Below are 24,550 nucleotides of genomic sequence, written 5' to 3'. Positions count from 1 at the left end.
TGCTCCCTCCCCGCGAGACCACGAGGGCAGGTCGCGCGGCCTGCGTCAGTCGCGCGACCAGGCCGGTCTGCGTCAGTCGCGCAGCCCGGCCAGCCTGCGGCTGTCGAGCGGCGACGCCCGGCGATCGAGGCGTCGTTCGAGGAGACGCCGGGCGGTGTCGCTGTGACCCGCCTCCACCAACGCGTACAGCAGGGTCTCCTCGACGACCTCGCGCTGTGCCGCGCTGCCTCCGACGCGGCGCAGCGAGGGCAGCAGCCCTCGGAGGTCCCGTACCGCCGTGGCCCACTCCTCTTCCAGAACCGCCTCCAGCGCCCCGCACAGCGGGACGATGACCTCCCGCTGCACCGGGTCCGCGCCGGCCGCGTGGGTGCGCAGGCGGCGGAGCGCGGGGAGATCGCCCGCGGCGGTGAGCGCGACAGCGCTGTGCAGGGCTGTGAACGCGGTCGCGGGGCGCTCGACCAGATCGCGCGCGACCGCGCCGAGCACGCCGTCGACGGGGACGCGGCCGGTCCAGTTCCGGGACATGCGGGCCCGCCACAGCAGCGATCCGGAGTCGACGAGCGCCCGCACCCCGTTCACCTGGCTCGGGGCGAGCTGGGCGAACCATCGGCGGCGCACGGCCGCGGTGTCGTCCAGAGCCAGTTCGTGGAGCGCCACGTGCCAGGAGAAGTGCGCCCGGTGCACGGCCCCCCGCCCCTGGTCGCCGATCCAGCCGTCGAGCCAGTCCCGACCGACGCGGTGCTCACCGGACTCGTAGTGGACGTGGGTGAGGGCGTGCACGGCGTGGCCGGAGGCGGGTTCCGCGGCGAGTGCCGCCCGGGCGAGCTCCCCGGCCTCCTCGATCCGCCCCTGCTCCTGCCGGACGAAGGAGAGCAGAGAGGCGTGGAACCAGTGTCCTTCGTAGGACGGGGCGGTCCGCTCCACCAGGTCCACGGCGAGGGTGCCGTCGAGGTCGGTGACGCCGGAGAAGGCGATCGTGGGGACCGCGATGCCGAGCGCGAACGCGTCGGCGGGGAAGCGGCCGAGATGCTCCGCGAGCGCCGCGTCCCCGTCGACGGCTCCGAGCCCCGCGCCGGCCCCGCCGCTCTGGGCCTCGTGCGCCGTGACACGGCGCGTGACGACGTCGACGAACGATCGCTCCCGCTCGTCCCCGCGTTCGCGCACACTGCGCTGGGCGTCCGCGAGCTCCCGCGCGACGTCGACGTCCGCTCCGCACTCGTGCCCGAGCAGGGCCAGAGCGGCGTGCCCGAGCGCGAACCCGGGGTCCAGTGCGGTGGCGCGCGCGAACGCCTCGGCCGCCTTCGCCCGTACGGTGATCACCCGGCCGAGTCCACAGCGGAACGACGCGGCGGCCGCCGCATGGGTGGACAGCGGCAGCCCGAACTGGTCGGTGGGCCGGCGGCGAACCGGCCGGGGAGCACCGGCGAGCGGAGCGAGAACGGCCTCGGCGACCTCCTTGGCCTGGCTCCGGATCTCGGGGATCGCGGTCGTCTCCCACAGCTCGCCCCGGCGGGGCGAGCCCAGCGTGAACAGCGGCCGCTGGCGATGGCCCGCGGCGGCGACCAGCCGGCCCCTGTCGGTGGACACACCGATGCCCAGCGGCCCGGGTACGGCGAGGCCGTCGGCCAGCAGCCCGCTCCACAACGGGTCACCGCCGGCGTCGGCCCGCAGCCCCGGCCCCGTACAGTCCACCACCCAGGCCACGCGCAGGACACGGCCGTCGGCGAGGGAGACGGCGAGGCCCCCGTCCTCTCCCGGGGCCACCGCGGCGACCCGGCCCGCGTGGACGCGGAGCCTGCGGGCGGCGCGCGCCCGGGCGACCGTCTCGGCGGTGGACGGCGCCATCCGGTGCCGGTGCACGTTCCACAGGGTGGCGTCGCGGCCGAGGAACTCCGCCCGCTCCTCGTCGGTGAGACCCTCCCAGAGCCGCACGATCTCGGGCCGCAGCCCGTCGAGGGCGGGCCGCCAGTCGCCGTGGACGCGGCGCGTGGCGGCGAAGTGCCGCGTCAGCTCCCTGCGGAGTCGAGGGAACGGGAGACCGACGAGGCCCGGCGGCGGCGCCACGGGGGGCAGCGGGGCGAGGGCGTGCGGCTGGGGGAGCAGCCCACGACGGGACACGGCGTGCACCGTACGGCCGGAACGGTCGAGGACGAGCGCGAGATCGACGGCGGTGAGACCGGTACCCACGAGGAGGACGTCGTCCGACTCGCCCACGGCGTCGAGCGCCCCCGGCGCCCAGGGACGGGCGATGAACCGCTCGGAGGCGACGAGCTCGGCCGGGGCCCAGGACGCCCGGCCCGCCGCGGGCCCGGTGGCGAGGACCACGCTGTCCGCCGTCACCGTGCCGCCGTCGGCGAGCCGGAGCTCCATCCGCCCACCGGCCGCGTCGGCACACCCCGTCGCCCTGGTGCGCAGCCGCCGCACGGAGACGGTGCCGTGCGCCGTGATGATGGCGCGCCCGAGGGTGTCGGCGAGATACGAGCCGTAGCGGTACCGGGAGGCGAAGTCCGCCGCGGTGACGGTGGGTTCGCCGTGCCGGCAGAGCCAGCGCCGGAAGTGGCCCGGGTCGTCCGGGTAACAGCTCATGCCGCCCACGGGCACGTTGAGCCGGTGCTCGGGAACCCCGGTGGCGTACGCGACGCCCCGCCCGGCCTCCGGCGCGGGGTCGACGAGGACCAGATCGAGCGGGGTACGGCGCCGGGCCGCCGCTTCGCACAGCTGGACGGCGACGAGGGCACCCGCCGCGCCCGCGCCGACGACGGCCACGGTCGGACGCGGAGGGGAGGACCCGGCGGACGACGGGGAAACGACAGGCGCCACGGACACCACGGAGACCTCCGAACCAGGGGCGGACAGTGCAGGGTCGATGTTCACCATGTCGATGAACAAAGTGAACTGGCAATGCCGCTTCAGGACAACAACGGCGCGCCGGAGTGCCGTTGACGAGTGCGGAACACGCCGCCACAGGTCAGGTTCCCGTCACTCGTGAGACATTGAGTGCGTGAGGATCTCAGCACGAACGGACTACGCCATCCGGGCCACGGCCGAGTTGGCCTGCTCGCCGGACCGGCCCCTCAAGGCCGAGGACATCGCCGGGCGCCAGGACATCCCCGTCCGTTTCCTCTTCGTCGTGCTCAGCGAGTTGAGACAGGGACGCCTGGTACGGAGCGTGCGCGGCCCCGACGGTGGATACAGCCTCACCCGGCCGCCCGCGGAGATCACCCTCGCCGACGTCATCAGGGCGATGGACGGACCGCTCGTCAGCGTGCGCGACCTGAAACTGACGGGCCTGGAGTACCAGGGTGCGGCGGCTTCCCTGCCGGACGTGTGGCGTGCCGTGCGGACGAGCCTGCGTCAGGTCCTGGAGAGCACGACCCTCGCCGACCTGGCGGCGAACGCGCTGCCCGAGCTCGTACGGGACCGCGCTCGCGACTACAACGACGACGTACGGACGTATCCGTAGCGTCCGTGGCCGACGACCGCCCCATCTCCTACGCTCGGAACGTGCCGCCGTCCACCGAGGCCCCCGATCCCGCCGGGACCCCTGCGCCCACCCAGGTTCCTTCGCCCACCGGGTCCGGCGACACCGGGCCGCGCCGACTGTTCGTCCTGAGACACGCCAAGAGCGCCTGGCCCGAGGGCGTACCAGACCGGGAGCGCCCTCTCGGCCCGCGCGGCCTGCGTGACGCCCCGGTGGCCGGGCGCTTCCTGGCGGAGGCCGGCGGGCTGCCCGATCTGGTGCTGTGCTCCCCGGCCCGGCGGGCCCGCGAGACCTGGGAACTGGCCGCCGCGGAACTGGAGAGCCCTGTCGTGATCCGTCACGACCCGCGGCTGTACGGGGCGGACGAGCAGGACCTCCTCGACGTCCTCCACGAGGTGTCCGACGAGGTCGGCACCCTGCTGGTCGTCGGACACAACCCGGGCTTGGAGGACCTGATCACGCTGCTCGCCGGCGGTTCGGTCGACAACGCCCTGGACCGCGTACGGACCAAGTTCCCGACCTGCGCGCTCGCCGGCCTGACCTGGCACGGCACCTGGACGGACCTCGGCCCGGGCGAAGCGCTCCTGACCGGGCTGCGGATCGCCCGCGGCTCGTCCTGAGAGCCTCCCGCAGGCGAGGTCGGCGGGGGTCCCCGACCGCAGCGGTACGTGAACCCCGACCGCCCCGGTGATCTCCGGTTCGCGGCGGAGCCGCTCGACGAGGGGGCGTCCGACCTCGAAGGCGTCGGCGGTGCCGGAGCGGTGCGCCGGCCTCCGGCGTAAGGTCGGGGGTGTGCAGCCGATCGACACCTCCGGCGCACCGGCCCCGCCCGCAGCACTCCGGCCCGCCGCGCCGCCGTCGTCGCTGTCGCCGTCGCGGGCGGGCGACTTCATGCAGTGCCCGCTGCTCTACCGGCTCCGGGTGATCGACCGGCTGCCGGAGAAGCCGAGCGAGGCGGCGGCCCGGGGCACGCTGGTGCACGCGGTGCTGGAGCGGCTCTTCGACGTCCCGGCGGCGGAGCGCACGCCCGTCCGGGCCCGGGCCATGGTGGCGGGCGAGTGGGAGCGGCTGCTGGCGGCGCGGCCCGAGCTCGCGGAGCTGTTCGCGCAGGACGGCGGGGCGCCCGCCCCGGAACGGGTCGCGGAGTGGCTGGCCACGGCGGAGCAGCTGGTCGAGCGGTGGTTCACCCTGGAGGACCCGGCCCGGCTGGAGCCCGCGGAGCGAGAGTTGTTCGTCAACACCACGCTGGACTCCGGGCTGAGGCTGCGCGGGATCATCGACCGGGTGGACGTGGCGCCGACCGGCGAGGTGCGGATCGTCGACTACAAGACCGGCCGGGCGCCCCGGCCCGAGTACGCGGCGGACGCGCTGTTCCAGCTGAAGTTCTACGCCCTGGTGCTGTGGCGGCTGCGTGGCACCGTGCCGCGCCGCCTTCAGCTGGTCTACCTGGGCAGCGGGGACGTGCTCACTTACGACCCGGCGGAGGCTGATCTGCGGGCCGTGGAGCGCAAGCTGCTGGCGCTGTGGGACGCGATCGGGCGGGCGACGCGGACGGGCGACTGGCGCCCGCGCCCGAGCCGGCTGTGCGACTGGTGCCCCCATCGGGCGCTGTGCCCGGCCTGGGGCGGCACCCCGCCGCCCTATCCCCTGGCCGTCGCCACGGACCCGGCCGCGGGGGAGGGCGAGCGTCCCGACGACGACGCCGCCGACTGAGGCCGGAGGCACCCGGCCCCGCACATGCGCGGAGGTATTGTACGCCTCTCTGCCGACATTTCCTCCATTCTAGTGTTTTTCTCGCGCAAAAGGGTGGATTATTACGTCTTGTACGCCTAGCGTGGATGCAGACAGTAATTCGAATGCATATTCGATCCGAGCGGCGGCCGCACGGGAGCACGTCCTGCCGAACGAGGACCGCGTCCCCTGCCGACAGGCCCACCCGGAACCGCCGTCGCAGACGCCAGGAGAACGGCGTGAACCTCACCTTCACCACCGCCACCAAGGAACAGGCCAAGGCCCGTATCGCGCTCGCCGGCCCCACCGGGTCGGGCAAGACCTACACCGCCCTGGTCACCGCCACCGGGCTCGGCGAGCGGATCGCCCTGATCGACACCGAGCACGGCAGCGCCGCCAAGTACGCCGACGAGTTCGCCTTCGACACCCTCCCGCTCACGACGTTCCAGCCCACCACCCTCGTCGACGCGCTCGCGGTGGCCGCCCACGAGGGCTACGACGTCATGATCGTCGATTCCCTGAGTCACTTCTGGTCCGGCACCGGCGGGATGCTGGAGCAGGTCGACAACGCGGCCAAGCGCCTCGGGGCGGGCGGCAGCTTCGCCGGCTGGAAGGAGGCCCGCCCCCAGGAGCGGGCGATGATCGACGCCCTGCTCGCCTACCCCGGTCACCTCATCGTCACCATGCGCACCAAGACCGAGTACGTCGTGGAGGCCGACGAGCGCGGCCGCAAGGTTCCGCGCAAGATCGGGCTCAAGCCCGAGCAGCGGGAGGGCATCGAGTACGAATTCGACATCGTCGGCGATCTCGACCACGAGAACACCCTGGTGATCTCCAAGTCCCGGGCGAAGACGCTGTCCGGGACGGTGCTCCACAGGCCGGGCCCGGAGTTCGCCGAGGCCGTCCTCGGCTGGCTGGAGGCCGGCAAGCCCGCCCCCTCCGTCTCCGACTACGTCACGGCGGCCACCGCGCCGGGCGCCACCCACGAGGAGTTGCGCGCCCTGTACGAGGAAGCCCGCCGGCACAATCTGCTCGGCGCCGCCGTCCTGGACGACACCGGGGAGACCCACACACTCGGCCAGCTGATAGTGCGCCACGGCACCGCGGCGGCGAGGAACAGGGTCGCCGAGGACGTCGAGTCCGGGGCCGGGACCAGGCGGGAGAACGGGACCGAGCGGAAGGACAAGTCCGCATGAGCCTCAAGGAGCACGCCACCCGGGTCGCCGTGCTCCGGGTGCTGCGCGACGCCGTCGACGCCGAGTACCAGACCGAGCGCCACGAGGTCCTCGAGGAGCTGCGCGCGGCCCGCGCCGAGCTGAACCTGAAGTCGATCCGGGTGACCCTGCCGGACGACACACCGGTCGCCACCCTCACCCTCGTCGACCCCAAACCGACGGTCGTGGTCGCCGACGAGGAGGCCTTCACCGCCTGGGTCGCCGACAACCACCCCGGCGAGGTGGAGACGCTGGTCCGGGTGCGCCCCGGCTGGCAGCGGCAGTTCCTCGCCCGGCTGACCTGCCTCGACCCGGTCGCCGACCCGTACACCGGCGAGGCGATCCCGGGGCTGGGCGTGCTGTCGGCCTCCGAACCGCGCTCGTTCAGCCTGCGCCCCCTGCCCGGCGGGTGGGAACGGATCGCCCGTGCCTGGGACACCGGCACGCTCGACCTGCGCCGTCTGCTCCCCCTCAAGGGTGGCGAGGATCCATGACCGCTGTCATCGCCCACCCCGACCGGGATGCGCTCGGCACGGTGTGGTTCCTGGTCTCCCAAGCCGGTCACCTCGATTGCGGCCGCTGGACGTTCGAGGACGACAAGCGGCTGCGGTGCGCCTGCGGGGCCGTCCTGTACGTGTACCAGCAGCCGGTGGATGCGGCGGGAAACGGCGTGCCGGCGTCAGCCGGGACGCTCCCCCGCGGAAGGGAAGAGCGCATGCTGCCGGTCGAGACGGCCCAACTCGTCGCCCTGGTCGCGGCGATGTGCCCGTCGATGCACCTGGAGGAGACCACGACGGACGCCTGGCACCTGCTGCTCGCCGACCTGGACGTCGCCGATGTGCGGGCGGCTGTGACCCGGCTGGGCAGGCAGCGGTCCCGTATCGCCGCCGCCGACATCCGCGCCGAGGTGCGCGCGATCCGGGAGGAGCGGCTCGCCCGCGACCCGCTGCCACTCCCGGACAGCGACCCCGACGACCCGCGCCGTTACCGTGCGGAACTCCTCGAGCTGGTGACCGCGATCGCCTCGGGACAGCGAGTCGAGCGCATACCAGCCGCCCCGGCCGGTCCGCCCTCCCGCCCCACCGGCCCGAAGCGCGATCCGCGCCTCCGCTCCCTCCGCGTGCCCTGTCCCTGGTGCGGGGCTGCCGTGGGCCGTCCCTGCATCGTCCCCCGGCTCGGAATCCCGCTGAGGAGGGCACCTGCCCACCAGGCGCGGCTCCTCGCAGCCGGGCTCGTCGAGCCCGGGCCGAGGCAGGAGGGGGAAGCGCGGTGAACCCGATGAGCGCCCCGACTCGAGAAAAGGCCGCCATACGGGAGCCCCGCCGTCCCTCGCCACCGCGACTCCCCTGGAGACCCGCGCCGCCCGACTCACCCCTCACACCTGGCCGGAGCGGCGCAGCCTCCCCTCCGGGCACCATCACCACCGGTACGAGGCTGCCCGTCGAACTCGAACAGGCACGGGTGAGGAATCCACCCGTCGCACGAGAGGAAAGCCGCCATGGCCGGTGAAACCGTCATCACCGTCGTCGGCAACCTGACCGACGACCCCGAACTGCGCCTCACCCCGTCCGGCGACACGGTCGCGCACTTCACCGTCGCGTCCACGCCCCGCACCTTCGACCGGCAGAGCAACGAATGGCGGGACGCCGAGACGCTGTTCCTGCGCTGCTCGGTCTGGCGGCAGGAGGCGGAGCACGCCGCCGCGTCCCTGACCCGCGGCACCCGCGTCATCGTCCAGGGGCGGCTGCGCCAGCGGACGTACGAGACCCGGGAGGGCGAGAGGCGGACCGTCATCGAGCTGGAGGCCGACGAGATCGGCCCGTCGCTGCGGTTCGCCGACGCGATGGTCACCAAACCCCCGCACACCGGCGTCCCCGCCGGCTCCCGCGGCGGCCCCCGTCCTCCCGCCGAGGACCTGTTCACCCGGCCCGACGGCGGCGAGCAGCCCGTCCCCGCCGAGGGCGGACGACGTGCCCCCCGCGAGGAGACGGACCCCTTCTGACGGGCCGGCGCACCCGTGCGCCGGCCGCGACCACACACCGCACCCATCCGAGGCGGACCCCATGAAGGAACAGGACCGCGAGGAAGCGCTCGAGCTCGCCCTCGCCCAGATCGAAAAACGGTTCGGCACGGGCTCGGTGATGCGCCTGGGCGACGAGCCGGAGGTCCCGATCGAGGTCATCCCCACCGGCTCGATCGCCCTGGATCTCGCCCTCGGCGCCGGCGGCCTGCCGCGCGGCCGCGTGGTGGAGATCTACGGCCCGGAGTCCTCCGGCAAGACGACCCTGGCCCTGCACGCCATGGCCAACGCGCAGAAGGCGGGCAGCATCGCGGCGTTCATCGACGCCGAGTACGGCCTCGACCTCGAGTACGCCAGGCGGCTCGGCGTCGACACCGACGCCCTGCTGGTCTGCCAGCCGGACAACGGCGAACAGGCCCTGCAGATCGCCGACACCCTCATCCACTCCGGCGCCCTGGGCCTCATCGTCATCGACTCCGTCGCCGCGCTGGTGCCGCGCGCGGAGATCGAGGGCGAGATGGGCGACCCGCACGTCGGCCTGCAGGCCCGGCTGATGAGCCAGGCGCTCCGGAAGACCGCCGGCGCGCTGGGCCACTCCGGAACCACGATGGTCTTCATCAACCAGCTCCGCGAGAAGATCGGCGTGATGTTCGGCTCGCCGGAGACCACTCCCGGCGGCCGGGCGCTGAAGTTCTACGCCTCGGTCCGCCTGGACATCCGCCGGATCGAGACCCTCAAGGACGGCACCGAGCCGGTGGGCAACCGCACCCGCGTCAAGGTGGCCAAGAACAAGGTCGCCCCGCCGTTCAGGCAGGCCGAGTTCGACATCCTCTACGGCCGGGGCATCAGCCGCGAGGGCGAGCTGATCGACCTGGGCGTCCAGCAGGGCCTCGTCCGCAAGTCCGGCACCTGGTACACGTACGAGGGCGACCGGCTCGGCCAGGGCAAGGAGAACGCCCGCACCTTCCTCAGGGAGCACCCCGACCTCGCCGACGGGATCGAGAAGAAGATCAGGGGGAAACTGGGCATCGGGGCGAAGCCGGAGGCCCCGGCGGAGGAGCCCCGGGCGGATGCGGCGACCCGAGTGGCCGCCCCCGGCACCGTGCCGTTCGACTCGGTCGCGACCGGTCGGCGCCTCACCGGGACGACCCCGTCGACCCCGAGCGGTCCGGCCCCCCGCGTCCTCCTCGACGGCACCCCGGCCGGGCCGTGAAGACCAGCCCGCCGCTCCCTCACCCCGGCGCGGGGCGAACGCCGGTGAACCGGGACGGCACCATGTTCCCCGGCGCCGTCCCGCCCCGGGACGGGACACCGACCCCCGACAGGACCGCCGCAGGCCGGCCCACCACGGCGGAGCCGCTCCACCGGCCGGTCGCAGCCCCCGCCGACGGCGAGGACCGGGCCACCGAGGCGGCGCTGCGCCCCAAGCACCTGGACGGGTTCATCGGCCAGGAACGGGTCCGCGAGCAGCTCGACCTCGTCCTCCGGGCCGCGCGGCAGCGGAGCGCCACCGCCGAACACGTGCTGCTCTCCGGTGCCCCGGGGCTCGGCAAGACCACCCTGGCGATGATCATCGCCGCGGAGATGGGCGTCCCGCTGCGCATCACCTCCGGCCCCGCCATCCAGCACCCCGGGGACCTGGCGGCGGTCCTGGCCTCACTCACCGGGGGCGAGGTCCTCTTCCTCGACGAGATCCACCGCATGTCCCGCCCCGCCGAGGAGATGCTCTACCTGGCGATGGAGGACTTCCGCGTCGACATCGTCGTCGGCACCGGCCTCGACGCGACCGCCATGTCCCTCGAACTGCCGCCGTTCACCCTCGTCGGCGCCACCGTCCGGGCCGGCCTGCTGCTCCCGCCGCTGCGCGACCGCTTCGGCTTCACCGCCCACATGGAGTTCTACGACCCGGCCGAACTGGAGCGCGTCGTCCACCGCTCCGCCCGGCTGCTGGAGGTGGAGATCGACCCCGCGGGCGCCGCCGAGATCGCCGGCCGCTCCCGCGGCACCCCCCGCATCGCCAACCGGCTGCTGCGCCGGGTGCGGGACTACGCCCAGGTCACCGCGGACGGCGTGGTCACCCGCGAGATCGCGTCCGCGGCCCTGGGGGTCTACGAGGTCGACGGCCGCGGCCTGGACCGCTTGGACCGGGCCGTGCTGCACGCCCTGCTGAAGCTGTTCGGCGGCGGCCCGGTGGGCCTGGCCACCCTCGCGGTGGCGGTGGGGGAGGAACGGGAGACGGTGGAGGAGGTTGCCGAGCCGTTCCTCGTACGGGAGGGGCTGCTGGCCCGGACGCCCCGGGGGCGGGTCGCGACGCCCGCCGCCTGGGCCCACCTCGGGCTCTTACCGCCGCCCGGGCCGTCCCGGCCGTCCCGGGCCGCGTCCCCGGGACCACACCGGAGCGGCGATTCCGGACAGGGCGGCCTGCCAGGAGGCCGCACCGGACGGACCACCTCCCCGGCCGCCCCTCGACGCCGGCTCCCGCGACGGTGAGCCCCATGGCTGCCCGTACGAAAACCGCCAAGGTCCGGCCGTCCTACCGCTGCACCGAGCGCGGCCGGCACACAGCCAGGTGGCTCGGCCGCTGCCGCGGACCGCACCGTCGTCTTCACCGCCGACCGCGGCGAGTGGCGCCCCTCGTGGCGGCGTCAGCGGAGGGCGGACGGCAGCTCCCGGAGAAGGGCGCCGAGCGTACGGACCCCGAGGCGGAGGGCCTGGAGTTCGACCCTCTCGTCCGGGCCGTGCCAGCGGTCCCCCGGCAGCCCCGTACCGAAGAAGAGCACCGGGGCCCCGCAGGCACGGGCCAGCTGCGCCGCGGGAGCGGCACCGCCGTTTCCTATGGGGCGGGCGGGAGAGCCGTAGGCATGGCCGACCGCGCGGGTGAGTGCCGCCAGCGCGGGCGCGTCCGCGGGTGTCCGGTACGGATCCGAGATGGTCGAGGAGACGTCCAGGTCGTAGGCGTACCCCGCCCGGCTGTGTCCGGTCAGCCAGGCGCGCAACTGGCCGGCGACCTGGTCGGCCCGCTGCTCCGGTACGAGCCTGAGCAGCAGGTCCGCACTGGCCACCGAGGGAATGAGCCCGAGCGACGGGGAGCCGGAGCGGCCGGCCGTGAGGCGGGCGACCTCCACGGCGGGACGGGTCCAGAGGCGCTCCGTCGCCGTGAACCCCGCCTCCCCGTCGGCCCGGAACGTGCCGGTGTCCGCCAGCCAGGTCGGCAGCTCGAAGGGCAGGCCGTCCAGTGACCCACGGAGCTCCGGGCCCGGGGCCGCCACCGGGTCGTAGAACCCGGGCAGCGTGATCCGGCCGGCGGCGTCGCTCAGCAGGTCCACCAGCCTGCAGAGCTCCAGGGCCGCGTTGGCGGCGGCGCCGGAGACGGCGCCGCTGTGCAGGTCCCGCTCGGCGCCGCGGACGGTGAGGGTGGCGGTCACCGACCCGCGGACGGTGGTGCAGACGGTCGCTTCCTCCAGGGACCACAGCATGGTGTCGGACACCATGACCACGTCGGCGGACAGGTCCTCGGCGTGCTCCGACAGTACGTCCGCCAGATGCACCGAACCGATCTCCTCCTCGCCCTCGATCAGGTACTTCACCGTCACCGCCGGAGCGTGGCGCTCGGCAAGGTGATCCCGCAGAGCCCACAGATGCGCCAGGACCTGGCCCTTCGCGTCGGACGCGCCCCGTCCGTACAGGCGTCCGTCTCGTCGGAAGGGGGAGAAGGGCGCGGTGACCTGCCACTCGGACGGGTCGGCGGCATGGACGTCGTGATGGCTGTAGGTCAGCAGGACGGGCGCGCCGGGATCGGCGGCGGGCCGGCAGCCGTAGACGGCGGGCAGGCCGTCCGTCTCCCAGACCTCCGCACGAGGGAGGCCCGTCCGCCGCATCGTGTCCGCCAGCCACCGGGCGGAGCGTCGTACGTCGTCCGCGTGGCCGGGGTCCGACGAGACGGAGGGAATGCCCACCCACTCGGCCAGGGACTCCACGGCGAGGGACTCGGCCGGGGCATCCCGAGGCGTGGCGGACTCCGGAGCGTTCATGGTCGGCGGCTGCCCGGGTCCCACCGGTTCGAACCCCCGTGGAACGCCAGGACGCCGGGCCGCGGAATCCCGCGCCTGTCCGTCGTGGAGCGGGCAGCGGCCCGGGTCCTGCCGTCACGACCCACAGGCCAAGCGCCCGTGCCCTTCCGACCGGGCGGGGTGCCGCCCCCTTCGCCGCCGCCCCGGTCGCCCTTGCCGGTGCCATGGGCCGAGCCCGAGGACTTCCCCGCCCCTTCCTGCTTCTGCCGGGCCTTGAGGGCCGCGACGCCCTCCGGCGTGGCTGCTCCCCTTCCGCCACGCCGCTGCGTGAGCAGCGGCGAGACCGGCCCCTGGAACGGTGGCCCCACGCGCCACTGCGCGGAGGGCGACCGCGCTCACGCCCGAGAAGCGGTTCTCGGGCCAGGACGGGACGGCCGGAGGCCGTGGCGCGCCGTGCTCGTGCTCAGTGGCCGAGGGCGTTCTTGAGCTGCTGCTTCGTCATGGTGGAGCGACCTTCGATGCCGCGCTTCTTCGCCTCCTGGTACAGGTCGTCCTTGGTCCGCTCGGACGAGCCGCCGCCCCCGGACTTCTCGCCGCCGCGCTGCGAGGCGGACTTTCCCGAGGTCGAACCGCGGCTGGCCGACTTGCTCTCACCCGACTGCGCCCGTTCCTTGTTCACGGTGCGGGAGGCCATCTCCTTGGCACGGTCCTCGGACATGCCCCGCTTCTCGCCGGACTCCTTGACGTGCTCGTACTGGCGCTCGCGCTTGGAGCTGCTTCCTCTGGGCATGGGAACACTTCCTTCGTGAGGGATTCGGGGTTCCCGGTAATGCTGCGCGTACCCAGACCGCCACGCATGTCACGCGCACCCATACGAGAACCGGAAGCCGTCTGCGCCCACACGGCCGGGCAGACCGCTGCCGCCGCCCCCGCCGCCGGTGAACCGCTCCCCGGCACGGTGACCACGTCGCGATACCGGTCCGTTCCGACCCCGGTCGGGGCGGCGGGTCCGCCGGTCCGGTGGCTGTCCGCGGACGCCGGACCGGCGGAAGACCTCAGGCGGTCGGCCCGACCCCCTGCGGCACGCGCAGCGGTGCCGCGGTGGCCGCGACGACCTCGTCGACGGTGACGCCGGGGGCGAGTTCGGCCAGGACGAAGCCGTCCTCGGTGATGTCGACGACGGCGAGGTCGGTGATGACGCGCTGGACGACGGCCTTGCCGGTGAGCGGGAGGCTGCATTCGCCAACGAGCTTGGGGGTGCCGTCCTTGGCGGTGTGTTCCATCAGGACGATGACCCGGCCGGCGCCGTGGACGAGGTCCATGGCGCCGCCCATGCCCTTGACCATCTTGCCGGGGATCATCCAGTTGGCGAGATCGCCGGAGGAGGAGACCTGCATGGCGCCGAGGACGGCGGCGTCGATGTGGCCGCCGCGGATCATGCCGAAGGACAGGGCCGAGTCGAAGAACGAGGCACCGGGCAGGGCGGTGACGGTCTCCTTGCCGGCGTTGACGAGGTCGGCGTCGAGTTCGTCCTCGCTCGGGTAGGGGCCCACACCGAGGATGCCGTTCTCCGACTGGAGGACGACCTCGATGCCGGGCGGCAGGTGGTTGGGGACGAGGGTGGGCAGGCCGATGCCGAGGTTGACGTAGCTGCCGTCGGTCAGTTCGAGGGCGGCGCGGGCCGCCATCTGCGCGCGGGTGAGGGCCATCTCAGGCGTCGCCTTCCGGTCGGACGGTCCGGCGCTCGATGCGCCGCTCGGCTGCGGGGTCGCCGGGCGTGACCCGGACGACGCGCTGGACGAAGACGCCGGGCAGATGGACCTCGTCGGGGTCGAGTTCGCCCGGTTCGACGAGGTGGTCCACCTCGGCGACGGTGATCCGCCCGGCCATGGCGGCCAGCGGGTTGAAGTTGCGGGCTGAGGAGCGGAAGACGAGGTTGCCGTGCCGGTCGCCGATGGTCGCGTGGACCAGCGCGAAGTCGGTGGTGATGCCGTGTTCCAGCAGGTACGGGCGCCCGTCGAACTCCCGGGTCTCCTTGGCCGGCGAGGCGACGGCGACCGACCCGTCGGCCGCGTACCGCCAGGGCAGCCCGCCTTCGCCGACCTGGGTGCCGGTTCCGGCGGGGGTGTAGAAGGCGGGGATGCCGGCGCCGCCGGCCCGCAGCCGCTCCGCCAGGGTGCCCTGGGGGACGAGTTCGACCTCGAGCTCTCCGCTCAGGTACTGGCGGGCGAACTCCTTGTTCTCTCCCACGTACGAGCTCGTCATGCGGGAGATCTGCCCGGCGGCGAGCAGGAGACCGAGGCCCCAGTCGTCGACGCCGCAGTTGTTGGAGACGATCTCCAGGCCGTTCAGCCCACGCTGCCACAGGGCGTCGATGAGCGTGCCCGGTATTCCGCACAGCCCGAAGCCGCCCACCGCGAGCGAGGCGCCGTCCGCGATGTCGGCCACCGCCTCCGCGGCGCTCGCGACTGTCTTGTCCAGACCCATACGGATCCCTTCCCTCGGGCGACCGGCATGACCTCGCTGGTCAGAGCCGGTGGCCGATACAACCGATGGGCAGCGAGCCTAGGCAGGCCGTACGGACGCGACCATGGTTGTCATCCACACACCATGGGGCACCTCCATGGGGACGACCACTGCCTCCGACGACGCCGAGCGGGGACCGGAACGGCACGCAACCCCGGGCGGACACAGCCCACCCGGGGCGCGGCGGACAGGCCCTAGCAGCCGGCGTCCGCGACGACGTAATAGCCGGGCGCGGTCCGCTTCAGGGTGTGCGTGATGAACGTGTTGTACAGACCCATGGCCTGGCCGGAGCCCATGGCGTAGGTCTGGCCGCCGCTCTGGTAGGCACGGCCGGCGGCGGTGTGCTGGTAGTTGTTCGCCGTGTAGCAGGTGGGCGTGGAGCCGGTGATGGTCGCGGTCACCGACGAGGAGACCGTCCCCACCGCCCCGGCCGCGTCGACGGCGGCCACCGTGTAGGCGTACGTGGTGCCGGCGGCCAGGCCCGTGTCGGTGTAGGAGGCCGACGTCGTGGTGCCCACCTTCGCGCCGCCGCGGTAGACCTCGTAGGAGGCCGCTCCGGGGACCGCGTTCCAGCTCAGCGAGACGGAGCTGTCGGTGGTGCCGCCGACCGTCAGCCCGGCGGGCGCGGGCAGGGTGCCCGGCGTCTCACCGCCGTTGCCGCCGCCGTCGAGCCCCCAGAAGCGGGCGGTGTGGTAGCTGGAGCAGATGGTGTCGAGGTAGTACGTGCCGGTGGTGCCGCACTGGTCCGGGCCGCTGCCCGGGTCGACCGCGAGGCCGTGGGCCATGCCGGAGACCGAGTAGACCCGCACGGCGGGCTTGCCGGCGGCGTCGTCGTACTCGCTCAGCGTGGTGCCGCCGGAGAGGTTCTCGGTGCGGGAGGGCGTTTGGCCGATGCCCCACACGTTCGTCCACTGGTCGCGCAGTTCGGCGGCGTTGGCCGGTACGACCGTGGTGTCGGAGGTGCCCTGCCAGATCGCCACGCGGGGCCAGGAGGTGGTGCCGGCGGGTGCGGCGGAGCGCACGAGGTCGCCCCACTGGGCGGGAGTCCTGTTCGGCGGGCTGGACATGCAGGTGTACGCGGCGGACACGCTCGTCGCACAGTACGCGGGAAGTCCGGAGTCGATGGAGCCGCCGGCGAAGACGTCGGGGTAGGCGGCGAGCATGTTCGCGGTCATGGCGGCGCCCGCGGACAGACCGGTGATGTACACCCGCCGTGTGTCGCTGCCGTAGCGCGCGACGGCGGTGTCGACCATCTGCCTGATGGACAGGGCTTCGCCTTTGCCGCGCGTGCTGTCGCCCGAATCGAACCAGTTGAAGCAGGAGTTGGAGTTGTTCGCGCTGGTCGTCTGGGGGAAGACGAGGGCGAACTTGTACTGGTCGGCGAACTTCGGCCAGCCGGAGTGGGAGTAGTAGTCGCTCGCGCTCTGCGTGCAGCCGTGCAGGGCGACGACGAGCGGTGCGCCCGCGGCGAGGCCGTCCGGCGCGTACGTGTGCATGGACAGGTTGCCGGGGTTGGAGCCGAAGCCGGTGACCTGGGTCAGGCCCGCGGCGGACGCCTGCGGGCCGACGGCCACCAGACCGCCCGTCAGGGCGAGAGCGCCCGCGGCGGCGGCGAGCCACCGGCGGATGCCGCCGATGACGTGGCGGCCCTTCGTGGTGCGGAGCGGGGGGTACGGCTGTCCCATGGCTGATGCCTTCCGTGGGGGAGAGGACGAGGAGCACCGTGGCGGTCGCGGTTCGTGCCACCGGTGTGGCGTGAATCATGCGGTTCGGTTCACCGGCACGGACATGGGCGGGACAGCCAGCCTTGACGGAGGATCAGTGTGTCGGCCTTCCATGGCCCGACCTGCGAACGGCCTAGTAGTGAGGGCCCAGTGGTGAGAAGGCGCCGGGCTCGCCACTTCTTTCAGCTCCTCAGCGAGGTGGTGGGGAGATCCACCAGAAGCCCGCTGATGGTGGGCGGCAGAGCCATGTCCAGGGGACGACCGGCGCCATAGCCTCCCGCAGGTCCTCATCCACGATCCTCGGAGGCACACCGATGCGTCGTTCCCCCTTCCGTTCCGCACCCCGACCCTGGCGGCGGGGCGCACCGGCGGTACTCGCCCTGACCGCACTCATCCTCACCACCGCCCCCGCGACGGCGGCGCCCACCGCCCCCGGCGGACACTGCGCCCGCCTGACCCACCTCCACGTCCCGGGCGCCGAACTCCAGCAGGCCGCGTGTCTGGACGAACTGACCACGGCGGGCACGGTCGCCTCCGGTCACACCGACCCGGCCGACTGGGCCGGGCTGACGCCCAAGGACCTGACCGTCCCCAGCGGGGTCCCCGGCATCCAGATCGACGGCTACTTCCCCGACACCTCCACCACCAACACCGACCACGGCTGGAACCACGACGCCCAGTTCGTCATCCGCATGCCCGACCGGTGGAACGGCGGTCTCGTCGTGGCCGGCACCCCCGGCAACCGCGAGCAGTACGCCAACGACCGGGCCATCGCGGACCGGGTGCTGGCCCAGGGCTACGCGTACGCCGCCACGGACAAGGGCAACACGGGCCTCGCCTTCCACCGGGACGGCAAGGCACCGGGCGACGCCATCGCCGAGTGGAACGACCGGGTCACCCAGCTCACCCGCGCCGCCCGCGCCACGATCGCCCAGCGCTACCACCGCCCCCCGTCCCGCACCCTGGTCACCGGCCTGTCCAACGCCGGCTACCTGGTGCGCTGGCAGCTGGAGAACCATCCCGAGCTCTACGACGGCGGAGTGGACTGGGAAGGCACCCTCTGGCGGGCCGACGGCCCCAACCTGCTGGACTTCCTGCCGAAGGCCCTGCGCGCCCATCCCGTGTACGCGGCGGGCGGCGACGGCGCCGAAGAGGCGCGGCGGCAGATGCACGCGGCCGGCTTCCCGGAGGGGTCGGAGTTCCTGTGGCCGTACCACCACAAGGTCTACTGGGACCTGACCCAGCGCATCTACCGCGAGGAGCTGGACCCCGGCTTCGACGGCGCGACCGAGGCCGGCACCCCGTACTGCGCGACGGGCGCGCCCGCCTGCGACACCGACTACGACTACGCGACCCGGCCCGACGAGGTCCGGCAGGCCGTGGCGAGGATCGCGCTGACCGGCCGGATCGGAAAGCCCCTGATCACCCTGCACGGCACCCTGGACGCCCTGCTGCCGATCAGCCGGGACTCGGACGTCTACGCGCGGATGGTGCGCGAGGCCGGCCGCGGCTTCCTGCACCGCTACTACCGCATCGAGGGCGGAACCCACACCGACTCGCTCGTCGACGCGTTCCCCGGCCGGCTGCGCCCCCTCACCCCGTGCCACCACACCGCCTTCACGGCCCTGGAGAGCTGGCTGGGGACGGGCCACCGTCCGCCCGCCTCGGGCACCGTCGCCCTGAGTGCCGGCCAGGACCCCGTCACCCTGGCCAACAGCTGCTCCCTGGACACGGGGAAGGGCGGCGCCTCCTCCTGAGCGTCACGGCCCCCTTCCGAGGGAGCCTATGGGGTTTCACCCCATTGAACTGCCCAGGACTGTAGGTGGTCCATCCATAGGCCGGGCGGAAGGCGCTCCCTACTGTTTCCGGCCATGACGAACACATTTCCCACCCCGGCCCCTCTGCCGTCGCCCGTCGCCGGTATCGACCTCGGCGGGCGCACGGCCCTGGTGACGGGCGGCGGCAGCGGCATCGGCCGGGCCTGTGTGCTCGCCCTGGCGCGGGCGGGCGCCGCCGTCCACGTGGTCGACCGGGACGCCGCGGCGGCCGAGGCGGTCGCCGAGATCGCCGGAGGCCAGGCTCGGGTGGCCGACCTCGCCGACCCGGGAGCCGTCGACCTCCTCCCGGCCGAGGTCGACATCCTGGTGAACAACGCCGGCCTCCAGCACGTCGCGCCCCTCACCGAGTTCCCGGTGGAACGCTTCGAACTGATCCAGAAGGTGATGGTCACCGCCCCGTTCCTGCTCATGCGGAGGACGCTGCCGCACATGTACGGACAGGGCTGGGGCCGGATCGTCAACATCTCCAGCGTCCACGGACTGCGGGCCAGCGCCTACAAGGCCGCCTACGTGACCGCCAAGCACGCACTCGAGGGACTCAGCAAGGTCGCCGCGATCGAAGGCGCCCCGCACGGAGTCACCAGCAACTGCGTCAACCCCGGATACGTCCGCACCCCCCTGGTCGAGGGTCAGGTCCGCGACCAGGCCGCCGCCCACGGCATCAGCGAGGGCGACGTCCTCTCGAACGTGATGCTCGCCCGCTCACCCGTCAAGCGGCTCCTGGAGTCCGAAGAGGTGGCCGCCGCCGTCCTGTGGCTGTGCGGCCCCCACTCCGGATACCTCACGGGCACGTCCCTGCCGCTCGACGGCGGCTGGACCGCCGGCTGACCCCGCCCGCCGCAGGCCCTGCCGCACCCGCACCACCTCGTTCCGCCCCGTTCCGTCCCTTCGTGAAACCGGTGAACCCATGTCTGACACCACCACCAAGCCGAGAGGCGGCATCGGCCGCATCGTCGGAGCGAGCCTGATCGGCACCACGATCGAGTGGTACGACTTCTTCCTGTACGGATCGGCTGCCGCGCTCGTCTTCAACACGCTGTTCTTCCCCAGCGCCGACCCGCTGGTGGGCACGCTCATCGCCTTCATCACGTACGCCATCGGGTTCGCCGCCCGGCCGCTCGGCGGGATCGTCTTCGGCCACTTCGGGGACAAGATAGGACGCAAGAAGCTGCTGGTGCTCAGCCTCCTGATGATGGGCGGCGCCACCTTCGCGATGGGCCTGCTGCCCACGTACGACACCATCGGCGTCTGGGCGCCGGTCCTGCTGACGGTGCTGCGCCTGGTCCAGGGCTTCGCCCTGGGCGGCGAATGGGGCGGGGCGGTCCTGATCGTCTCCGAGCACGGAGGCGACAAGAACCGCGGCTTCTGGGCCTCGTGGCCGCAGGCCGGCGCCCCCGGCGGCAACCTGCTCGCCACCGGAGTCCTGTCGCTGCTCGCCGCCGTCCAGTCGGACGCCGCCTTCCAGTCCTGGGGCTGGCGCATACCGTTCCTGCTCTCCGGCCTCCTCGTCATGATCGGCCTGTGGATCCGCGTCTCGGTCTCCGAGTCCCCGGTCTTCCTGGAGGCGCAGGCGAAGGCCGAGGCCGCCGCCGCGCAGGGCGTGAAGGAGGAGGCCCCGGTCGTCGAGGTGTTCAAGCGCAGCTGGCGTGAGGTCCTGTCCGCGATCGGCACCCGCTTCGGCGAGAACATCTCGTACTACATCCTGACCTCGTTCCTCCTCGTGTACGTCACCACCCACCTGGGACTGGCGAAGAGCACCGCGCTGAACGCCGTCCTGATCGGTTCGGCCGTCCACTTCGTCACCATCCCCCTCTGGGGCGCGCTGTCCGACCGCATCGGCCGCCGGCCGGTGACCCTCATCGGTTCCGCGGGCATGGCGATCTGGGCGTTCGTCTTCTTCGGCCTCGTCGACTCCAGGTCGTTCGTGGTGATCGCCCTGGCCGTCACCGCCGGTCTGCTGCTGCACGGAGCGATGTACGGACCGCAGGCCGCGTTCATCTCCGAAATGTTCGACACCAAGGTCCGCTACTCCGGCGCCTCCATGGGCTCCCAGCTCGCCTCGATCCTCGCCGGCGCCCTCGCCCCGATCATCGCGGTCGAACTCCTCAAGGACTACGGCAGCTCCACGCCCATCAGCATCTACCTCTGCGCGGCGGCCGTGATCACCACCATCACCGTGGCCGTCACCCGGGAGACCCTCGGCCGCGACCTCACCCGCACCAAGGACGAGGAGACCGCGGCGGCGCCCGTGGTCACCGCGGGCGACCGGGCGTAGCACCGACGCACGCGTGAGCCGCCCGGTCCGTCGCCCTGACGGGTGGGACGACGGACCGGGCCGGGCTTCACGACCGCAGCACCACCCGCCGACACGACCGTGAGGAGGCCCCATGACCGCCGACCGTCGAGCCGCCGCCCGAACACCGTCGACCGCCGAGACGGCCGCGCGCCGCATGCTGGACCTCCTTGCCGCCGACGCCCCCGCACAGGAGTTCGCCGCCCAGCTCGCGCGCTCACGGGCCGGCGGGACCACCCCCGCGGACGTCGAGTGGATCGAGGAGACCACCGAGGTCGCCCTGTCGGTGCGGCGGGCGCTCGATCAGCACCGGCGTCGGGAGACGGAGCTGGTGGCGCTGTTCGACACCGCCGGCGACCTGGCCGGCCTGCGGGACCTGGACGCCGTGCTGCGCGCCATCGTCCGCCGGGCCCGTACCCTGCTCGGTTCGGACGTCGCCTACCTGACGTTGAACGACCCGGTCGCACACGACACCTTCATGCGTGTCACCGAGGGGTCCGTCTCGGCGGCCTTCCAGCAGCTCCGACTGGGCATGGGCGAGGGCCTGGGCGGCCTGGTCGCGCAGACCGCCCGCCCCTACGCCAGTACGGACTACCGCACCGACCGGCGCTACCGGCACACCGGCACCATCGACGACGGCGTGGCCGAGGAAGGACTCCGCGGCATCCTCGGCGTCCCGCTCCGCCTGGGGGAGGAGATCATCGGCGTCCTCTTCGCGGCGGACCGCACCCCGCGCGAGTTCACGCCCGACGCCATCGCCCTCCTCGGCTCGCTCGCCGACCACGCCGCCGTCGCCATCGACAGCGCACGCCGACTGGAGGAGACCCGCACCGCCCTCGCCCGGCTCGAAGCCGCCAACGCGACCGCCCGCGCCCACAGCGAGGCCCTGCACCAGGCCTCCGACGCCCACGACCGGCTGTCCAAGCTGGTCCTGCGCGGCGCCGGCACCGACGAGGTGGCGGCCGAGATCGCGGCGCTGCTCGGCGGAGGAGTGGCCGTCCACGACACCGACGGCACGGAGCTGGCCCGGGTCGGCACCGAACCGGTGACGCCCTCCACCGTCAGTCTCGACGCGGCGCACAGCGAGGGCCGCGCCGTCCACGCCCACGGCGTGTGGACCTGCGCCGTCCTCGCCGGCGCCGAACCGCTGGGCAGCATCGTCCTGACCGGACGCGCGGATCTCTCCGAGGCCGACCGGCGTCTGTTCGAACGCGCGGCGCTCGTCACCGCGATGCTCCTGCTGATCCGCCGCTCGGTCGCCGAGACCGAGGACCGGGTACGAGGCGAGCTCCTCGACGACCTCCTCGCGGGCCCCTCCTCCTCGGCGCACTGGGACGGCAGAAGCCTCACCCTGCGCGCCCGGCGCCTCGGAGTCGACCTGACCCGGCCCCACGCCGTCGCCGTCCTCGACAGCGAGTCCGCCCTGCGCCCCCGGCTCGCCGCGGAAGCCGCCCGCGTCGTGCGAGGGCCCGGCGGCCTGGCGGGCACCCGGCACGGGCGCAGCGTCCTGCTGGTGCCCTGCGACCGGCCGGGAGCGCTCGCCCGTGAACTCGCCGCCGACCTCGCGCGGGTCGTCGGCGCGCCCGTCACCGTGGGCGCGGCCGGGCCCGGGACCGGGCCGGAACACCTCGCCGCCCTCCACGCCGAGGCCCTGCGCTGCCTGTCGGCGCTCCACGCCCTCGACCGCACCGGAGACGGCGCCGACATCGCCGACCTGGGATTCATCGGTGTCCTGCTCGGCGACCGGGCCGACGTCGGCGCGTACGTCGAGCGCGTCCTCGGCCCCGTCCTCGCCTACGACAGCGAGCGCGGCACCGAACTGGTGCGCACCCTGCACGCCTACTACGACCAGGGGGCCAGCCTCTCCCGTGCCAAGGACGCCCTCCACGTCCACGTCAACACCGTCGTCCAGCGCCTCGACCGCGTCGCGCAGCTCCTGGGCCCCGACTGGAACACCCCGGCCAATGCCCTGGAGATCCACCTGGCGCTCCGCCTCCACCACCTCTCGCTGGGAACGACCGGCCACTGAACCCGGCGGGCCGGGCAGACCGGGCGAGTCCTGGGGACAGGGACGCTTCCGCCGGCGAGGAGGCTTCTTCCGGCTTGCGGGGCGGCCGCGTACCGTTTCGAACGGCGGCGTGGAACGAATCGGTCCCACCTGTCGACCTCACCGTGCCGTCAGGGTCAGGAGCGTGGTCGTGCGGGAGCCCCCGACCTGCGCGGCGGGGGCTCGGACGGATGCGGTCGCCCCTGGCGGCTAGGAGCCGTCGGGTTCCGGCTCGTGGAGGGCGATCGCCCCGGAGGGGCAGACGCCGACGGCCATCCGTGCGGCCGCGCGGTGGGCGGCGGGCGGCTCGGCGTGCAACAGGAGCACGAGGCCGTCGTCCGGGTCCTGGTCGAAGACGTCGGGGGCGGTCATGGCGCACATGCCGGCGCCGATGCAGCGTTCCCGGTCGGCGGTCAGCCGGGGCGCGCTCACTTCGCGTCCCAGATGACGGGGAGGCTCTTCACCCCGAAGATGTCCGCGCTCTCCGGGCGCAGGACGACCTCCTCGGCCGGCACCGCCAGGCGCAGGGTGGGGAAGCGGTCGACCAGCGCGCGGAACGCGACCCGCATCTCGACGCGGGCCAGCTGCTGGCCCAGACACTGGTGGATGCCGTGGCTGAAGGCCAGGTGTCCGGCGGCCTGCCTGCTCAGGTCGAGCGCGTGGGGGTCGGCGAAGCGGTCGGGGTCGCGGTTGGCGGTGTTGTACGAGAGGACGACCGTCGTGCCGGCCTTGATGGTCTGGCCGCCCAGCTCGATGTCTTCCAGCGCCGTCCTGTGGAACGTCTTGGCGACGCTCAGATACCGCAGCAGTTCCTCCACGGCCCCGTCGGTGAGCGCGGGATCGGCACGCAGCGCCGCGAGTTGGTCCGGGTTCTGCAGCAGCGCGAAGGTGCCGAGGGACAGCATGTTCGCGGTGGTGTCGAAACCGGCCGCCAGGAGGATGAGGCTGATGCCCCTCAGCTCCTCGTCGGTCAGATCGCTGTCGGTGAGCTCGCTGAGGACGTCGTCGGTGGGGTGGGCGCGCTTGGCCGCCACCAGCTGTGCGAGGTACTCCTGGGTCGCGGTGTAGGCAGCGATCAGTTCCTCGTCGCTGACCTCCCCGCCCATGAACGTGTCGATCTGCTCCTGGAAGGACGCCCGGTCCTCGTAGGGCACGCCCAGGATCTCGCAGATCACGATGGTGGGGATGGGCTTGGCGAACGCGGTCACCAGATCCGCCGTCGGCCCGGCCTCCTCCATGGCGTCCAGGCAGTCGGCGGTGATCTGCTCGATCCGCTCGGTGAGCATCCGCATCCGCCGCACGGTGAACTTGCCGATCAGGGGCTTGCGGTAGCGGCCGTGCTCGGGCTCGTCCATGAGGAGGAACTCGCCGGGCGGCGCCGGAGGAAGCTGGAAGTCGACGACGTTCATGAGGTCCTTGCGCGAGCTGAACCGCGGGTCGGCCAGGACCGACCGCACCATGTCGTATCCGGTGATCAGCCAGCCGGGTTTTCCGCCGGGGTGGGTGTAGTGGCTGATGGGTCCGTGCCGGCGGGCGTCGAGCAGCTCGGCCGGGGGGTCGAAGGGGCAGCCGGTCCGACGCTCCGTCGGCAGTGCCGTGACGGTGTGGAGGGAGTCGCTCATGGTGCGTCCTCATCTCGCGATACGACTTGTTCGAAGATGTATGA

The 24,550-nt window shown here is 73.1% G+C and carries 21 protein-coding genes; 13 read left to right on the top strand and 8 right to left on the bottom strand.

What is annotated here, in order from left to right; genetic code table 11:
• Positions 1 to 72: 72 nt before the first annotated feature.
• Entirely contained in the window at positions 73 to 2,766 is a 2,694-nt protein-coding gene (locus ABZ318_RS12580) for an FAD/NAD(P)-binding protein (RefSeq protein ID WP_356902449.1), read from the bottom strand.
• Between the two features lie 235 nt (positions 2,767 to 3,001).
• Between ABZ318_RS12580 and ABZ318_RS12575 the strand changes: the two genes are divergently transcribed.
• The 9 genes from ABZ318_RS12575 to ruvB all read left to right on the top strand — a co-directional run bounded on the left by ABZ318_RS12575 (position 3,002) and on the right by ruvB (position 10,936).
• Positions 3,002 to 3,463, top strand: a complete 462-nt coding sequence (locus tag ABZ318_RS12575) for an Rrf2 family transcriptional regulator (protein ID WP_356902448.1) — start codon at positions 3,002 to 3,004, stop codon at positions 3,461 to 3,463.
• Between the two features lie 137 nt (positions 3,464 to 3,600).
• Positions 3,601 to 4,101 carry a histidine phosphatase family protein gene (locus ABZ318_RS12570; protein ID WP_356902468.1) on the top strand — a complete coding sequence of 167 codons (501 nt, stop codon included), beginning with the start codon at positions 3,601 to 3,603 and terminating at the stop codon, positions 4,099 to 4,101.
• A gap of 172 nt (positions 4,102 to 4,273) precedes the next feature.
• The gene (locus tag ABZ318_RS12565) at positions 4,274 to 5,194 is read left to right on the top strand and encodes a RecB family exonuclease (protein ID WP_356902447.1); all 921 of its coding nucleotides are present in this window, start codon (positions 4,274 to 4,276) and stop codon (positions 5,192 to 5,194) included.
• A gap of 257 nt (positions 5,195 to 5,451) precedes the next feature.
• Positions 5,452 to 6,408, top strand: a complete 957-nt coding sequence (locus tag ABZ318_RS12560; protein WP_356902446.1) for an ATP-binding protein — start codon at positions 5,452 to 5,454, stop codon at positions 6,406 to 6,408.
• On the top strand, positions 6,405 to 6,920 hold the full coding sequence (locus ABZ318_RS12555; protein ID WP_356902445.1) for a hypothetical protein: 516 nt from the start codon (positions 6,405 to 6,407) through the stop codon (positions 6,918 to 6,920). Before ABZ318_RS12560 ends, ABZ318_RS12555 begins: the two co-directional genes overlap by 4 nt.
• Entirely contained in the window at positions 6,917 to 7,699 is a 783-nt protein-coding gene (locus ABZ318_RS12550) for a hypothetical protein (protein WP_356902444.1), read from the top strand. Before ABZ318_RS12555 ends, ABZ318_RS12550 begins: the two co-directional genes overlap by 4 nt.
• A 225-nt stretch (positions 7,700 to 7,924) precedes the next feature.
• Complete coding sequence (locus ABZ318_RS12545) at positions 7,925 to 8,428, top strand: single-stranded DNA-binding protein (RefSeq protein ID WP_356902443.1); 504 nt, start codon at positions 7,925 to 7,927, stop codon at positions 8,426 to 8,428.
• A gap of 61 nt (positions 8,429 to 8,489) precedes the next feature.
• A complete protein-coding gene (gene recA / locus ABZ318_RS12540) occupies positions 8,490 to 9,659 on the top strand; it encodes a recombinase RecA (RefSeq protein WP_356902442.1) in 1,170 nt (389 codons plus the stop codon).
• Between the two features lie 44 nt (positions 9,660 to 9,703).
• Complete coding sequence (gene ruvB / locus ABZ318_RS12535) at positions 9,704 to 10,936, top strand: Holliday junction branch migration DNA helicase RuvB (protein WP_356902441.1); 1,233 nt, start codon at positions 9,704 to 9,706, stop codon at positions 10,934 to 10,936.
• Between the two features lie 155 nt (positions 10,937 to 11,091).
• Here ruvB and ABZ318_RS12530 read toward each other — a convergent pair whose 3' ends face one another.
• From ABZ318_RS12530 to ABZ318_RS12510, 5 genes are all read right to left on the bottom strand, one after another.
• Positions 11,092 to 12,477 carry a M20/M25/M40 family metallo-hydrolase gene (locus ABZ318_RS12530; RefSeq protein ID WP_356902440.1) on the bottom strand — a complete coding sequence of 462 codons (1,386 nt, stop codon included), beginning with the start codon at positions 12,475 to 12,477 and terminating at the stop codon, positions 11,092 to 11,094.
• A gap of 442 nt (positions 12,478 to 12,919) precedes the next feature.
• Positions 12,920 to 13,246, bottom strand: a complete 327-nt coding sequence (locus ABZ318_RS12525; protein ID WP_356902439.1) for a plasmid stabilization protein — start codon at positions 13,244 to 13,246, stop codon at positions 12,920 to 12,922.
• A 265-nt stretch (positions 13,247 to 13,511) separates the two neighbouring features.
• Entirely contained in the window at positions 13,512 to 14,165 is a 654-nt protein-coding gene (locus ABZ318_RS12520) for a CoA transferase subunit B (protein WP_356902438.1), read from the bottom strand.
• A 1-nt stretch (position 14,166) separates the two neighbouring features.
• Positions 14,167 to 14,943 (bottom strand): CoA transferase subunit A, encoded by a 777-nt coding sequence (locus tag ABZ318_RS12515; protein WP_356902437.1) that lies wholly within the window; start codon positions 14,941 to 14,943, stop codon positions 14,167 to 14,169.
• Positions 14,944 to 15,176: 233 nt separating this feature from the next.
• Positions 15,177 to 16,667 carry a PHB depolymerase family esterase gene (locus ABZ318_RS12510; RefSeq protein WP_356902436.1) on the bottom strand — a complete coding sequence of 497 codons (1,491 nt, stop codon included), beginning with the start codon at positions 16,665 to 16,667 and terminating at the stop codon, positions 15,177 to 15,179.
• A 353-nt stretch (positions 16,668 to 17,020) separates the two neighbouring features.
• Between ABZ318_RS12510 and ABZ318_RS12505 the strand changes: the two genes are divergently transcribed.
• From ABZ318_RS12505 to ABZ318_RS12490, 4 genes are all read left to right on the top strand, one after another.
• The gene (locus ABZ318_RS12505; RefSeq protein ID WP_356902435.1) at positions 17,021 to 18,463 is read left to right on the top strand and encodes a tannase/feruloyl esterase family alpha/beta hydrolase; all 1,443 of its coding nucleotides are present in this window, start codon (positions 17,021 to 17,023) and stop codon (positions 18,461 to 18,463) included.
• Positions 18,464 to 18,577: 114 nt separating this feature from the next.
• Positions 18,578 to 19,372 carry a 3-hydroxybutyrate dehydrogenase gene (locus ABZ318_RS12500; protein WP_356902434.1) on the top strand — a complete coding sequence of 265 codons (795 nt, stop codon included), beginning with the start codon at positions 18,578 to 18,580 and terminating at the stop codon, positions 19,370 to 19,372.
• Between the two features lie 79 nt (positions 19,373 to 19,451).
• On the top strand, positions 19,452 to 20,819 hold the full coding sequence (locus ABZ318_RS12495) for an MFS transporter (protein WP_356902433.1): 1,368 nt from the start codon (positions 19,452 to 19,454) through the stop codon (positions 20,817 to 20,819).
• Positions 20,820 to 20,931: 112 nt separating this feature from the next.
• Positions 20,932 to 22,866, top strand: coding sequence for a GAF domain-containing protein (locus tag ABZ318_RS12490; RefSeq protein WP_356902432.1), 1,935 nt, complete (start codon positions 20,932 to 20,934; stop codon positions 22,864 to 22,866).
• Positions 22,867 to 23,094: 228 nt separating this feature from the next.
• Here the strand turns inward: ABZ318_RS12490 and ABZ318_RS12485 are convergent, their stop codons facing one another.
• Positions 23,095 to 23,316, bottom strand: a complete 222-nt coding sequence (locus ABZ318_RS12485; protein ID WP_356902431.1) for a ferredoxin — start codon at positions 23,314 to 23,316, stop codon at positions 23,095 to 23,097.
• Positions 23,313 to 24,506 carry a cytochrome P450 gene (locus tag ABZ318_RS12480; RefSeq protein ID WP_356902430.1) on the bottom strand — a complete coding sequence of 398 codons (1,194 nt, stop codon included), beginning with the start codon at positions 24,504 to 24,506 and terminating at the stop codon, positions 23,313 to 23,315. The genes ABZ318_RS12485 and ABZ318_RS12480 overlap by 4 nt, the downstream gene beginning before the upstream one ends.
• Positions 24,507 to 24,550: the final 44 nt, after the last annotated feature.

The sequence above is a fragment of the Streptomyces sp. NPDC006197 genome, assembly GCF_040613865.1.
Taxonomy (GTDB): Bacteria; Actinomycetota; Actinomycetes; order Streptomycetales; family Streptomycetaceae; genus Streptomyces.
This window is presented reverse-complemented; position numbering and strand designations above follow the sequence as displayed.

Coding starts and splice junctions, on each gene's coding strand:
- ABZ318_RS12555 (WP_356902445.1), top strand. CDS start 6,405: ATGAGCCTCAAGGAGCACGCCACCCGGGTCGCCGTGCTCCGGGTGCTG.
- ABZ318_RS12550 (WP_356902444.1), top strand. CDS start 6,917: ATGACCGCTGTCATCGCCCACCCCGACCGGGATGCGCTCGGCACGGTG.
- ABZ318_RS12545 (WP_356902443.1), top strand. CDS start 7,925: ATGGCCGGTGAAACCGTCATCACCGTCGTCGGCAACCTGACCGACGAC.
- recA (WP_356902442.1), top strand. CDS start 8,490: ATGAAGGAACAGGACCGCGAGGAAGCGCTCGAGCTCGCCCTCGCCCAG.
- ABZ318_RS12530 (WP_356902440.1), bottom strand. CDS start 12,477: ATGAACGCTCCGGAGTCCGCCACGCCTCGGGATGCCCCGGCCGAGTCC.
- ABZ318_RS12525 (WP_356902439.1), bottom strand. CDS start 13,246: ATGCCCAGAGGAAGCAGCTCCAAGCGCGAGCGCCAGTACGAGCACGTC.
- ABZ318_RS12520 (WP_356902438.1), bottom strand. CDS start 14,165: ATGGCCCTCACCCGCGCGCAGATGGCGGCCCGCGCCGCCCTCGAACTG.
- ABZ318_RS12515 (WP_356902437.1), bottom strand. CDS start 14,943: ATGGGTCTGGACAAGACAGTCGCGAGCGCCGCGGAGGCGGTGGCCGAC.
- ABZ318_RS12510 (WP_356902436.1), bottom strand. CDS start 16,667: ATGGGACAGCCGTACCCCCCGCTCCGCACCACGAAGGGCCGCCACGTC.
- ABZ318_RS12505 (WP_356902435.1), top strand. CDS start 17,021: ATGCGTCGTTCCCCCTTCCGTTCCGCACCCCGACCCTGGCGGCGGGGC.
- ABZ318_RS12500 (WP_356902434.1), top strand. CDS start 18,578: ATGACGAACACATTTCCCACCCCGGCCCCTCTGCCGTCGCCCGTCGCC.
- ABZ318_RS12495 (WP_356902433.1), top strand. CDS start 19,452: ATGTCTGACACCACCACCAAGCCGAGAGGCGGCATCGGCCGCATCGTC.
- ABZ318_RS12490 (WP_356902432.1), top strand. CDS start 20,932: ATGACCGCCGACCGTCGAGCCGCCGCCCGAACACCGTCGACCGCCGAG.
- ABZ318_RS12480 (WP_356902430.1), bottom strand. CDS start 24,506: ATGAGCGACTCCCTCCACACCGTCACGGCACTGCCGACGGAGCGTCGG.